Source organism: Streptomyces sp. NPDC059166, from assembly GCF_042755185.1.
Classification (GTDB): Bacteria; Actinomycetota; Actinomycetes; order Streptomycetales; family Streptomycetaceae; genus Streptomyces.
The window spans coordinates 1-13444 of the sequence record NZ_JBHZCI010000010.1; the positions used below are offsets into that span (position 1 = coordinate 1).

The 13444-nt window shown below is 72.3% G+C and carries 8 protein-coding genes; 1 reads left to right on the forward strand and 7 read right to left on the reverse strand.

Annotated elements, in window-relative coordinates; genetic code table 11:
- Positions 1 to 108: 108 nt before the first annotated feature.
- From ACFXOA_RS09830 to ACFXOA_RS09860, 7 genes are all read right to left on the reverse strand, one after another.
- A complete protein-coding gene (locus ACFXOA_RS09830) occupies positions 109 to 1137 on the reverse strand; it encodes an aspartate-semialdehyde dehydrogenase (RefSeq protein WP_385024480.1) in 1029 nt (342 codons plus the stop codon).
- Between the two features lie 184 nt (positions 1138 to 1321).
- The gene (locus ACFXOA_RS09835; protein ID WP_385024482.1) at positions 1322 to 4630 is read right to left on the reverse strand and encodes a S8 family serine peptidase; all 3309 of its coding nucleotides are present in this window, start codon (positions 4628 to 4630) and stop codon (positions 1322 to 1324) included.
- Positions 4631 to 4772: 142 nt separating this feature from the next.
- Positions 4773 to 5780, reverse strand: a complete 1008-nt coding sequence (locus tag ACFXOA_RS09840) for a hypothetical protein (RefSeq protein ID WP_385024484.1) — start codon at positions 5778 to 5780, stop codon at positions 4773 to 4775.
- Positions 5781 to 6380: 600 nt separating this feature from the next.
- Positions 6381 to 8906 carry a DUF3488 and DUF4129 domain-containing transglutaminase family protein gene (locus tag ACFXOA_RS09845; RefSeq protein WP_385024486.1) on the reverse strand — a complete coding sequence of 842 codons (2526 nt, stop codon included), beginning with the start codon at positions 8904 to 8906 and terminating at the stop codon, positions 6381 to 6383.
- Entirely contained in the window at positions 8903 to 10276 is a 1374-nt protein-coding gene (locus ACFXOA_RS09850; RefSeq protein ID WP_385024487.1) for a DUF58 domain-containing protein, read from the reverse strand. The genes ACFXOA_RS09845 and ACFXOA_RS09850 overlap by 4 nt, the downstream gene beginning before the upstream one ends.
- Positions 10276 to 11319, reverse strand: coding sequence for an AAA family ATPase (locus ACFXOA_RS09855; protein ID WP_385024489.1), 1044 nt, complete (start codon positions 11317 to 11319; stop codon positions 10276 to 10278). The genes ACFXOA_RS09850 and ACFXOA_RS09855 overlap by 1 nt, the downstream gene beginning before the upstream one ends.
- A gap of 189 nt (positions 11320 to 11508) precedes the next feature.
- Complete coding sequence (locus ACFXOA_RS09860) at positions 11509 to 12063, reverse strand: beta-class carbonic anhydrase (protein ID WP_385024491.1); 555 nt, start codon at positions 12061 to 12063, stop codon at positions 11509 to 11511.
- Positions 12064 to 12471: 408 nt separating this feature from the next.
- Between ACFXOA_RS09860 and rsmH the strand changes: the two genes are divergently transcribed.
- Positions 12472 to 13437 carry a 16S rRNA (cytosine(1402)-N(4))-methyltransferase RsmH gene (rsmH, locus tag ACFXOA_RS09865; RefSeq protein ID WP_385024493.1) on the forward strand — a complete coding sequence of 322 codons (966 nt, stop codon included), beginning with the start codon at positions 12472 to 12474 and terminating at the stop codon, positions 13435 to 13437.
- Positions 13438 to 13444: the final 7 nt, after the last annotated feature.

A 13444-nucleotide genomic window follows, 5' to 3' on the forward strand; every position in this document is an offset into this window, starting at 1 on the left:
GTCCCCGCACCCCACCGCCCCTCCGGCGGGGGCGGCCTCCCGTGGGGGGGGCCCCCCCCCCCCCCCGGGCCCCCCCGCCCCTCCTCGTACGGTGGAGACGCGCCGGCGTCAGCCCTTCAGCTCTGCCGCGACCAGCTCCGCGATCTGGACCGCGTTCAGCGCGGCGCCCTTGCGCAGGTTGTCGTTGGAGACGAAGAGCGCGAGGCCGTGCTCCACGGTCTCGTCCACGCGGATGCGGCCCACGTAGGAGGCGTCCTTGCCGGCTGCCTGGAGCGGGGTGGGGATCTCGGAGAGCTCGACGCCCTCGGCGTCCTTCAGCAGCTCGTAGGCGCGCTCGACGCTGATCGGGCGGGCGAAGCGGGCGTTGATCTGCAGGGAGTGGCCGGAGAAGACCGGGACCCGGACGCAGGTGCCGGAGACCTTGAGGCCGGGGATCTCCAGGATCTTGCGGGACTCGTTGCGGAGCTTCTGCTCCTCGTCCGTCTCGAAGGAGCCGTCGTCGACGATCGAACCGGCGAGCGGGAGCACGTTGAAGGCGATCGGGCGCTTGTAGACGCCCGGCTCCGGGAAGTCGACCGCTTCGCCGTCGTGGGTCAGCTTGTCCGCGTCGGCCACGACCTTGGACGCCTGGCCGTGCAGCTCGGCGACACCGGCGAGACCGGAGCCCGAGACCGCCTGGTACGTGGCGACGGTCAGCGCGTCGAGCTGCGCCTCCTCGTGCAGCGGGCGCAGCACCGGCATGGCGGCCATCGTGGTGCAGTTCGGGTTGGCGATGATGCCCTTGGGGCGGTCGGCGATCGCGTGCGCGTTGACCTCGGAGACCACCAGCGGGACCTCGGGGTCCTTGCGCCAGGCGGAGGAGTTGTCGATCACCACGGCGCCCTGGGAGGCGACCTTCTCGGCCAGCGCCTTCGAGGTCGCGCCACCGGCGGAGAAGAGCACGATGTCCAGCCCGGTGTAGTCCGCCGTCGAGGCGTCCTCCACGGTGACGTCCTTGCCCTCGTACGCGATGGTGGAGCCGGCGGAGCGCGCGGAGGCGAAGAGCCGCAGTTCGGCGACGGGGAACTTCCGCTCGGCCAGGATCCTGAGCATGACTGTGCCGACCTGACCGGTGGCGCCGACGATTCCGACCTTCACGAGAACTCCCTCACAGACGCGAACGGGCACGGTTGCCGGTCCATGATGCGTATGTCCACGGCCTCCCTGTCCAATCCATTGTCCGGCAGGCGGACGGCCCCCGCACACGGCTGTGGGGCGGGCGCCCTTGCGAGCACCCGCCCCACGGTCTTCCGGTGTCGTGCGGATCACACCGTCCCTACGGCTACGGCGTGACCTTGCCGATCACGACGCTGCCGGTGCCCGCCGCGGTGCCGCGGGCGTTCACCAGCTGGACCTCGCCGAAGAACTGCCGCCCCTCGGGGGCCGCACCGGCGACGACGACATCGGCGCCGACCTCGGCGGACGCGCCGTTGGCCAGGTTCACGGCCTTCGACTCGTCGACCTTGATCTCACCGAGCGACGGGGAGTAGTACACGTCCCGGTAGTCGTACTCGGTGGTGCCGGACGGGACGTCGTACCCGTCGATGACCACGGTGTACGTGCCGGCCGCCGGGTTCACCAGGCTGACCGACTCCTCCGAGCCCGCCGTCGTCGAGGCGCCGACCTGCGTGGCGCCCTTGAAGACGTACAGGTCGATGTCGGCGTTGGCGTCCGAGGGGTTGCCGATGGCGACGTCCAGCTTCTCGACGCCCGCACCGATGGTGACCGTCCGGGTGTACTCGCCGCCCGTGCTGATCGAGGGGCGCGCGACGGCGGCCGAACCCAGCGTGCCGCCCTTCAGGGAGCCCTTCAGGTCACCCGCGTTGTTGGTCACCGTCCAGTCGACGGCGGCCGGGGTGCCGATCTTCGCCTCGGGCAGCGTCTGCACCGCCGGGTCGAAGGTGGCGCCGAGCAGCGAGACATCCAGCTTGTACGGGTTGTCCAGCAGCGGCGACGTACGGCGGGCCTCGACCTCGATCTCCCAGACGCCGGGCTGCGGGTCCTTGTAGGAGCGCGTGTCCGGGCGGCAGGTGTTGGTCGGGCTCTCGTAGTTCGGGTAGCAGAAGATCGTCGAGCTGTCCTCCACCGAGACCCCGTAGGGGTGGATGGAGATGAACCGCGTCTGGCTGCCCGAGCGCAGGGCGCTCATCGCGACCTCGAGGGTCTTGGCGCCCTCGGGGACGTTCAGGAAGTACGACGTGGTGCCGTTGCGCTGCACCGAACCGGTCGTGGAGAAGGAGTAGCCCGGCTTCACCAGGTCCTTGGCGACCACGACGGTCGCGAGGATCTGCTGGTCGATGCCGGACGTCTTCGCGTCGTCCACCTGCAGGATCGCGCTGTGGACACCGGCCGTGCGGGGCTTCGCCTGGACCTTGACGGTGACCGGCTCACCCAGCGGCAGCGAGACGGTGCTCGAACCGGTCAGGGAGAAGGTGCCGTCGTCGTTCTTCCAGGACAGCTTGTGCTTGACGTCCTTGTCCGGACCCGTGGTGCGGGTGATGGTGACGTCGTACGACTTCTTCTGGCCGGCCTGCAGGCCGCCCTCACGGTCGTACAGGCCGGTGCCGAAGCCCGGCTCCTTCAGTGCGAAGTCGATCGCGGTGTCGACCGGGGCCTTCACCGAGTACTCGTGCGCCGGGGCGCCCTGCTTCTCGATCATCTTCCACGCGGAGACGATGTCGATCAGACCGGAACCCTGGGCGTGCGCGGGCACGTCCTTGATGTGGGTGGCGGTGCTGGTCAGCGCGGTCCGCAGGTCGGCCGGGGGCAGCTCGATGTGCTTCTGCTTCGCGGCGGACAGCAGCAGCGCCGTCGCACCGGCGGCCTGCGGCGAGGACATCGAGGTGCCCTGCAGCATGGAGTAGCCGGCCGGCAGGGTGTAGCCCGACTCCTTGACCGGGCTGCCGGGCAGCCAGGTCTGGGTGGTGTTGATCGCCGCGCCGGGGGCCGTCAGGGTCGGCGTGAAGCCGCCGTCCTCACGCGGACCGCGCGAGGAGAAGGGCAGCATGTCGTACTTCTTGGTGACGTTCGAGCCGTAGTTGGCCGCCCACGTCTCCTTGGAGATGGACGCGCCCACCGAGATGACGTGGTCGGCGAGGCCGGGGTCACCGATGGTGTTGACGCCCGGGCCCTCGTTGCCGGCCGAGATGACCAGCTGGACGCCGTAGACGTCGATGAGCCGCTTGTAGAGCTCGGCGCGGGCGTTGTTGCCGTCGTTCAGCGGCGGGAGGCCGCCGATCGACATGTTGACGACGTCGACACCGCGGTTGACCACGAGGTCGATCATGCCCTCGGTCAGCGCGATGTTGGTGCAGCCGCCCGACCAGGTGCAGGCGCGCGAGGAGACGATCTTGGCGCCGGGGGCGGCACCGTTCATCTTGCCGCCGAACAGGCCGTTGGCCGCGGTGATACCCGCGACGTGGGTGCCGTGCTCGCTCTCGATGACGCCGATGTTCACGTAGTCGGCGGTGTCGCCGGCCGCGTTGTAGACGACGTTCTTGCGGGCCTCGACGACGAACGGGATGCGCTCGACGACCTGGGTCGCCGGGTTGTCCGTGCCGAAGTAGCCGACCTGGTACTTGTCCTTGTACGGCTTCATGGCGGTCTCGTCGCCGAAGTCGGCGTCGTTGTCCAGGTCCACGCGGACGGTGCCGGCGACCGGGTCGTAGAGCACGGCCCAGACGTCGGTGGTGTCGCCGTCCCGGTTCAGGTCCCCGGCCATGTCGCCGCCCTTGGTGGCGGCTTCCGAGAAGAGCTGGATCTTGTAGGACCCCTTGGGGGCGGAGTAGGTGCGGCCACCGATGGTGAAGGTGGGGCCGGCCACGTCGGCCGTCATCCGCAGCCAGGTGCCGTCGCCGTCGCTGACGGGGTCGGTCGCCGTCACCCAGTCGACGATCTTCCGCTCGCCGGTGGTGGTCTTCCGCAGAGCCGGGTGGCCGAGGTCGACACCGGAGTCCAGGACACCGATGGTGATCCCGCGGCCGTCGGCCTTCGGGTGCTGCTTCACGAAGTCGACGGCACCCGTCTCGAACGACGGGTTGTACGGGTTCTCGGCGGGGGTGTTCTTCCCCGGTGCCGGGTAACTGCCGGTCGACTTCTCCTGCTTCGCGCCGGTCGCCCGGTCGCCCGCGGGCGTCGGGTCGTCGAGCTTGATCTCCTGCTTGAGATCGATGCCCTGGACCGAGGAGAGCTTCTGCGCCGCCTTGATGGTGGCCTCGGCGGTCGCCGTGGGCACGGTGGCCCGGACGTAGCCGAGCTTGTCGTAGGTCTTGCCCACGACGGACCCCTTGACGGAGTCCAGCTGCTGGGCCACCTGCTCGGTCGCACCCGGGGTGGTGGCGACCATCATGGTGACGTTCTTCTCGCCCTTGGCCTCGGCCTTCGCCAGCACATCGGCGTCGGCCCGGCCCAGCTTGTCGCCCTTCGCGCTGGTGGCGGCGGGCTTCACGGGCGAGGCGGCCGGGTCGTCGGCGGCGAACACCGGAGCGGCACCGGAGGCGGCCAGCGCGGCCACGAGGCCGGCCGCGGCCGCGATACGGGCCGCGCGTCTGGCCCCCGGTATGGAGCTGGGGGATTCCTTGGTCATCAGCATCCCTGTTGGTGAAAGAAAGAGAGAGTCCGGAATTCGGTACCGGATGACCGCTCAGCATTTCCTACCGGACAGGGGTTTGTGGAGAGCTGACGGGGGCGAGAAGGGGACATGGCGTAGATCCGCCACCTGACCGATCACGCCACTACCGCGGGCGGACCACCACGTACGCGGCGGGCTCACGGTCCTCGGCCGCCATCATCGCCGTGCGCAGCACCACCGCGGACCGTGCCGAGGAGTCCCGCAACTGCTGCGGCGTCACCCGCACCACCGTCACCCCGAGCCGCTCCAGGTGTTCCCGCTCCGCGGCGAAGGCGACGTGCTCCTGGCCGGGGGAGCGGGCGCCCAGTTCGAGCGCGACGGCCTGCTCCGGCCAGAACGCGTCCACCCCGCCGAGGAACCCGCCGCCCGGCAGGGAGAGCTCCACGTTCCACAGCGGCTCCGGCAGGCGGTGGGCGCGCACCATCGCGTACAGCCTGCCCTCCGCGACCGCGCGGCCCTCGACGAGCAGCGTGTCCACGGCGTCCACGACGTGCGGGCGCCCCAGCAGCTTCGCCGCGCTCAGCTCCCGTACGACCGAGGCCGGTTCGCAGTGGCCGTCGCGCACCGCCTCGGTCACGATCCGGCGGACGGAGGAGGCGTCGGTCAGGGCTCCCACCGCGTCGGCCAGAGCGCGCTCGACCGGGGCGAGTGGCACCCCCTCGCGGCGCTGCGGCCTCGGCAGGGAGGCGGACCGGATCACCTGGACGAACCGGGTGGAGCGCAGACGCCTGGTCCGCGGGACCAGGACGTCGATCCGGTGGAGGGCGATCACCGGGGGAGCGGACGCGAAGCCGTACAGGGCCAGCGCGGCCAGACCCGTGACCATGGCCTCTCCGTAGCCGGGGCCCGACTGGGCGGGCACCGTGCGCCGCGCGCCCGCCGGAGGACGCCCCGCGTAGAGCAGAGCGCCGCGGACCCGGTCCTCGTGAGTGGGCGGACCCGGGTGCAGGAGGTACACGCTCGGCAGCAACTGCTGCCAGGAGCCGCCCGGCAGACACTGCGCGGCGGTCTGCGCGGCCGACACGCCTCGGGCGCGCAGCTGTGCGGAGGACTGCACGCGGTGGGCGGGTTCGTGGACGGGGTGCGGGGACAGCGGGGCGTTCTTGGTCATGCCGGGGAGGTTGCCGCAGCACGGGGGCGCGGTAACCCGTGTTACACGTCCGTCGACATTCCAGGACGACACCGTCCAGATGCACAGGAGTTCGACTGCCGAAAAGGGTGGGCCCGACGGGGATTGTGAGGCGCGGGCGCCCCCCCCGGGCGCGGGGGCGGGGGCCCCCGGGGCGCGCCCCCCCCCCGCCCGCAAACACCCCCCCCCCCCCACCCCCACGTTCGCGGCCTGGCCCCGGCAAGGCGACAGCCGGTTCCCGGCGGCTGGGATCCGGCGACAGGTCCCGGATCTCGTCAGCTGCCCTCGGCCCCCCACTCGGCCGGCCCCCACTCGGCGGGCCCGATCCTGCGGCCGTGATCAAGCGACCGCCCCGGTCCGGCCGCCGGATCCGGGGCAACTGGTCTCCGGCCACGAGGGCCCGGCGTGGGCGGAGGACCCGGCAGCCAGGCCCTGGGACCGGGCGCTGCCAGGCGTCGGGCGGGTGGCCGGGCGGCCAAGCCCTCCGCGCCGGTCCCTGACCAGGGGGGGGCAGATCCGGCGGCCCGACGGCCCTGCCCACCGCCGCCGGGCGGGCCCCCGGCCCCGGAACGGCCCCGGCCCTCAGCCCTGCTGCCGGGACGGTGGGCGTAGCCGTGCGGCCCAGGGGTGGCGCCCGATCCAGGCGGAGAAGCCGCGGGCGATCTCCGCGCGGCGTTCCGAAGCCGCCCAGATCACCCGAACGGCCGAACGTGGCGCGAGTGTGGCCCGCAGCCTGCCCCAGCGGCCGGCCGCCGCCGCGAGGCCCCTCCGGATCACCCGCACCTCCTCGGCGGGCGAGGCGACGGGCCCCGGCTCCGGCGCGTACAGCACCCGCTCGACCGATCCCGCCACGCGATGGACCGCGGCGACGGCCGGACCGTCGAGACCGCCGAGCCTCACGACCCGGGCAGCGGCCTTGCGAGGGGTCAGCGAATCGTCCGGCGGGATGCCGTGGTCCCAGGCCGTATCGGTGATCTCCCGCCACGCCGCCAGTACCCGTACGGGCGTGTCGGCGGCCGTACGTCCCACCGGGGAGGCGGACCGGCCCCGCAGCCCGTCGTCCGGGAACGTACCGCCGGTTCCCGGCCGGGCCGTCAGGTCCCCGTCGGACGGCCTCGACGCCCGGAGCCCCGCCGGGGGCCCGAGGCGCCCGCGCCGGGCGCGGAGCCGCCAGAGCATCGGCAGCAGCAGGAGGACGAGCACGGCCAGGGGGACGAGGACCCACAGCAGTACGGTGCCCAGCGGGAAGCCCGTGTCCGAGGAGTCGGACGCCCCGGCGGCCGCCGCCACGCCGCACTCACCCTGTCGGCGCATCTGCGGCGGGCAGGACTCCGAGGCGGACGGGGCGGCCGACGGTGCGACGGAGGCGCCGTCCGTCGGCTGTGCGGTGGCGCCCGGGCTCTGCGTGGGGACGTCGGGCCGGGTGTACGCGGGCGTGCTGCCGCGCGACGGCGTCGGCTCGAACCTGGTCCAGCCCACACCCTCGAAGTACAGCTCGGGCCAGGCGTGGGCGTCCCGCAGGCCGACCGAGACGGAGCCGTCCGTCTGGACCGTGCCCGGCGCGAAGCCCACCGCGACCCGGGCGGGGATGCCCAGGGTCCTGGCCATCGCGGCCATGGTGAAGGAGAAGTGGACGCAGAATCCCTCCTTGGCCTTCAGGAAGCGCTCGATCGCCGCGGTGCCCGTGCCGGAGGTCACCGACGTGTCGTACCGGAAGCCGCCTTCCGACGCGAACCAGTCCTGCAGCTTCACCGCCCGCTCGTAGTCGTTGTCGGCACCCTCGGTGACCTTGCGTGCGGTGTCCTCGACCACGCCGGGCAGCGAGGACGGCACCCGCGTGTACTCACGGACCACCTCGGAGGGCGGTGCCGGCGCCCCCGCGAGCTGACTGGCCGTCGGTTCCACCACCAGGCTCCGGACCTCGTAGCGTGCGCCGCCCGTGGTCTGCCCCTCGTCGCCCACGAGGGTGCGCCCCTCGGGCTCGTACCGCCAGCGCCCCGGCACCTCGACCTGGCTCGCCGGGTAGGGCAGCGGCAGATACGTCTGCTGGTACGAACGCGACGCCGAGATGTTCGTCCGGACCTCGGTGACTCCGACGTCCCCGTTCAGCCCGGCGGGCTGCGGCAGCCTTTCCGGGACGTCGCTCAGCCGCCTGGTCGACGAACGCCACTCACCGCCGCTGAACTGGTCCAGGGCCAGGATGCGCAGATAGAAGTCCTGCGGGCTCCCGGAATCGGTGCGGTAGGACAACACCTCCCGGTTCTCCGGCTGGTTGAGGTTGTCCTGCATGGAGATCAGCGGATTCACCGCGGAGATCGTGCCCCCGCCGCCCCCGTTGCCGCCCCCACCGCCTGCCGAGCCGAGCAGCCCGCCGTCCAGGGCGGGCAGGGCCGCCGGCACCGCCAGGGCGATGCCGAGCGCCACAGCTCCGATGCGCCTGCCCGTACGCACGGGCGCCACGGACCGCCCCGGTCCGCTCAGCCCGTCCGCCAGGCCGCCCGACGTACGGGACACCCCGCCGAAGACACGGCCCCACCGCGAGAGCCGCTCCTGGCCCTCGGCCAGCAGCAGAAGCAGATACCCGCCGGCCGCGAGCAGGAACCAGAGCCATCCCGCCCCGCCGTCGGAGAGCCCGGCGGCGACCGAGTACAGGGCCAGCAGCGGCAGACCGGCCGGAGCCGTCGCGCGGAACGTCACCGCGAGGACGTCCACCGCGAGCCCTATCAGCAGCACCCCGCCGATCAGCATCAGCCGGATGCCGTCCGTCGCCGGTGCGGGGATCGCGTACCTGCTGACGTCGTCCGCGCCCGTGGACAGCAGGTCGGCGAGGTGCTGGACCGCCGGCGGGCCCGGCACCACGGAGAACATGGCGTACGGCGCGGCGAAGGCCACGGTCAGGGTCAGCAGGGTGACGATCACCTGGAAGGAGACCGTCAGCACCCGCGCCGGGTGGATACGGCGGGCGAGCGCGCCCGCGCCGCTCTGGACGGCCAGCATGAGGGCGGCCTGCAGCACCCAGGCGGAGGTGTCCACCAAGGGGACCAGGGCGCCCGACGCCATCATCGTGGCGGCGAAGGCGCACAGCGTCAGCCGGATACGCCGGTTCATGACCACCCCCCGGGGACGCCCGCGGCACCGGCCGCCGGGGCCGGTGCGCCCGGGTCACCCTGCCCCGCCTGCTGCCACAGCCGGGCGAGTTCGGCACCGGGCCGCACCGTCACCGCCGTCCAGCCCGCCTCACGCAGCAGGCGCAGATGCCCGGGCATCGCGGGTCCGGGGCCGGGCCCCGGCCCGCCCCCTGCCCAGTCGTCGCCGTCCAGCACGAACGCGACGGCTCTGCGGCTGCGCTGCCGCATCCTCGCGACCAGCGCCGCCTGTTCCTCGTCGAGCGTGCCCAGGAACGCGACCAGCAGTCCGTCACCGCCACCGCGCAGCACCTCCTGCGCCCGGGAGAGACCGCCCCCGTCGGAGTGGTCGACGACGGCGAGGGTGTCCATCATCAGCCCCACCGCGTCCGCGGACTCCTGCGGTGATCCCGTGAACCCGTCGGCACCCTCACCGGGAACCACCGCCCCCTCGTCCGTGACCAGCCGCACCGCGAAGCCGCGCTCCACCATGTGCGTCAGGGCCGACGCTGCACCTGACACCGCCCACTCGAAGGCCGACCCGGGGCCGCCGCCCTCGTAGGCGATCCGCCGGGTGTCCAGGAGCACCGTGCACCTGGCACGCTGCGGCTGTTCCTCGCGGCGCACCATCAGCTCGCCGTAGCGGGCGGTGGAGCGCCAGTGGACCCGCCGCAGGTCGTCGCCGTGGCGGTAGCCGCGCGGAATGATGTCGTCCTCCCCGGCCAGGGCCAGCGAACGCTGCCTGCCGTCGCCGTGGCCGGAGGACTCCCCGGCCAGCCGCAGGGCCGGCAGCGGCTCCGTGCGGGGGACGACGACCAGGGTGTCGTAGGCGCTGAAGGAGCGCGTCAGCTCGCACATCCCGAACGGGTCGCTCAGCCTCAGCTGCAGAGGCCCCAGCGGATAGCGGCCCCGCAGATCGGACCGCACCCGGTAGGACACCTCCCGGACACCCCCGGGCTCCACCCGGTCCAGCACGAACCGGGGCCGGGGGCCGAGGACGTACGGAACGCGGTCCTGGAGCATCAGGAGAGCCGTGTGCATCCGGGACACGTTGTCCATGCGCAGGTGGACCCGGGCCTCCGAGCCGGCCGGTACCCGCGACGGGGACAGCCGGCGGCTGCCCGCCACCCGGTAGCGCGTGCGGTACAGGACGGTGACACACACCAGCGGCAGCACCGCCAGGAGCAGGCCCACCCTGAGCAGGTCCCCCTGGCCCAGTACATAGGCGCAGACCGCCGCCGCCGTACCGGCGGCCAGGAAGGACCGTCCCCGGGTGGTCAGACCGCCCAGAGCGGCCCGGAGACCGCCCTTGGCATCGCTGTCGTCGACGGGGCCGGGCGCCCCGGCCGTCATCACAGCCGCCGTGCGCCGGGCCGGCCGTACACCGGTGCGCCGGGCCCGTGCGGGGGCTGTGCCCCGGGGGCCGCACCGCCCGAGACCGGCACCGGCGTGCGCTGCAGGATGTCCAGTACGACCTGTTCGGCGGTGCGGCGGTTGAGCTGCGCCTGAGCCGTCGGCAGCAGGCGGTGCGCGAGCACCGCGACCGCCAGGGCCTGGACGTCGTCCGGCAGCGCGTAGTCCCGCCCGGCGAGCGCCGCCGACGCCTTGGCCGCACGCAGCAGGTGCAGGGTGGCACGCGGCGAGGCGCCGAGCCTGAGCTCCGGGTGCTGACGGGTGGCGCCCACCAGCTCCACGGCGTAACGGCGGACGGCCTCCGCGACATGGACCGTGCGCACCGCGTCGATCAGCTTCACGATGTCGTGGGCGTGCGCCACCGGCTGCAGGTCGTCCAGGGGGGAGGCGCCGCCGTGCACGTCCAGCATCTGGAGCTCGGCCTCGGCGCTGGGGTAGCCGATCGAGACCCTGGCCATGAACCGGTCGCGCTGCGCCTCGGGGAGGGGGTAGGTGCCCTCCATCTCCACCGGGTTCTGGGTGGCCACGACCATGAAGGGGTCGGGGAGTTCGTAGGAGTGGCCGTCGATCGTGACCTGGCGCTCCTCCATCGACTCCAGCAGTGCCGACTGGGTCTTGGGCGAAGCCCGGTTGATCTCGTCACCGATCACGATCTGGGCGAAGATCGCGCCGGGCTTGAACTCGAAGTCCCGCCGCTGCTGGTCGAAGATCGAGACGCCCGTGATGTCGGAGGGCAGCAGGTCGGGGGTGAACTGGATGCGGCGGACCGAGCAGTCGATGGACCGCGCCAGCGCCTTCGCCAGCATCGTCTTGCCGACCCCGGGCACGTCCTCGATGAGAAGGTGCCCCTCCGCGAGCAGCACGGTCAGCGAGAGCCTCACGACCTCCGGCTTGCCCTCGATCACACCCTCGACCGACCTGCGTACCCGCTCGGCTGTGGTGGTCAGATCAGTGAGGCTCGCTCGATCGTCATAGGTCGTCACCCGGCCCTCCTCGGCCCCTTGTGCACGGGCCGGCGCGCAAAGCGCCCGTCCCGCCCCGAAATACGGACACTCTCCGGAGGACCCGGAGAGATGTCACACCCGCATTCTTGTTGCCGTTACCGCTTCGTGTCACTCGCCTGCGGACAAGTGGGAGCGATATGCCGGATGTGGTCCGTATGTCGAGGAGGTTCAGGCGGCGGCGACGGGCGGGATCTCGCGCAGCTTGCCCGTCGTCACGTCGAAGACGAAGCCGCGCACGTCGTCGGTGTGCAGGAGGAAGGGCGAGGTGCGCACGCGCTGCATCGACTGCCGCACGTCCTGGTCGGCGTCCGAGTACGCCTCGACGGCCCAGGCCGGCCGCTGGCCGACCTCGAGCTCGAGGTCCTTGCGGAAGTCCTCGGTCAGCGACTCCATCCCGCAGTTCGTGTGGTGGATCAGCACGACGCTGCGGGTGCCGAGGGCGCGCTGACTGATGGTCAGCGACCGCAGGACGTCGTCGGTCACCACGCCGCCGGCGTTGCGGATCGTGTGGCAGTCGCCGAGTTCCAGACCGAGCGCGCGGTGGAGGTCGAGACGGGCGTCCATGCACGCGACGATCGCGACGCGGAGAACGGGCTTGGCGTCCATCCCGGGATCGGTGAACGCCTCCGAGTACCGGGTGTTGAGCTCGACGAGACGGTCGGTGACGGTCCCCGCGCCGGTGGGGGAATCGGTCCCGGCGGAAGTGTGCGCAGAAGTCGACATGGAGACGACGTTAGCCGCCGCACGGGCCCCAGGCGTGCAGTGGAAGGGGACAAAGAACATCAACGGGTCTTGTTGTGAGGGAACCCACAAGCCTCACCCCCGTGGGTCCGGCCGGGTGAGACCCCCCGGCCCGCCGATGCCGTGCGACGCGCTGCGCCGTTCGTTGATCGGGAATGGATCGAATGGCAGGGTGGACTAAAGTGACCCGAAGTTACCGACCTGCCTGCGCATTATGCATATTTCTACATGTTTCGACTTCCCCGTGATGTGCGGCGCACGTGCGGCCCGGCCCTCTCCCGCCCGTGGCCGGCCGACGCCCCTTCCCCGGCGCCGGCCGACCTCCCCTTCCGGGCGGGTGGGGACCCGGCCGCACGTGCGGCCGTCGCGGACAGAGCCTGAGAGGGCGCTTTGAGCCAGACCCGACACGTCCCGGTGATGCTCCAGCGATGCCTGGACCTGTTGGCCCCGGCTCTGGAGGCGACCGGACCACAGCCCCCGGTCGTCGTCGACTGCACCCTCGGGCTCGGCGGACACAGCGAGGCGCTGCTCACCGCGTTCCCCGAGGCCCGGCTGATCGCCCTCGACCGGGACAAGGAGGCGCTCCGGCTCTCCGGCGAACGCCTCGCCCCCTACGGCGACCGCGCCACCCTCGTCCACGCCGTCTACGACGAACTTCCCGAGGTCCTGGACCGGCTGGGCATCCCCAAGGTCCAGGGCGTCCTGTTCGACCTGGGGGTCTCCTCCATGCAACTGGACGAGGCGGACCGCGGTTTCGCCTACGCCCAGGACGCGCCGCTCGACATGCGGATGGACCAGACGACCGGCATCAGCGCGGCCGAGGTGCTCAACACCTACCCGCCGGGCGAACTCGTGCGCATCCTGCGCGCGTACGGCGAGGAGAAGCAGGCCAAGCGCATCGTCTCGGCCGTCGTGCGCGAACGCGAGAAGGAGCCCTTCGACACCAGCGCGCGCCTCGTCGAACTGATCCGGGACTCCCTGCCCCAGGCGGCCAAGCGAACCGGCGGCAACCCGGCCAAGCGGACCTTCCAGGCCCTGCGCATCGAGGTCAACGGTGAACTCCGCGTCCTGGAGCGGGCCGTTCCGGCCGCCGTCGACAGCCTCGCCGTCGGAGGGCGGATCGCCGTGCTCTCGTATCACTCGCTCGAGGACCGGCTCGTCAAGCAGGTCCTCGCGGCCGGCGCGGCGAACACCGCACCCCCGGGACTGCCGGTCGTACCCGAGCGCTATCAGCCGCGGCTGAAACTGCTGACCAGGGGTGCCGAACTGCCCACGGAGGAAGAGGTGGCCGAGAACCGGCGTGCCGCTCCCGCCCGGCTGCGAGGTGCCCAGAGGATCCGGGAGGAGGAGCGATGAGCGGCTC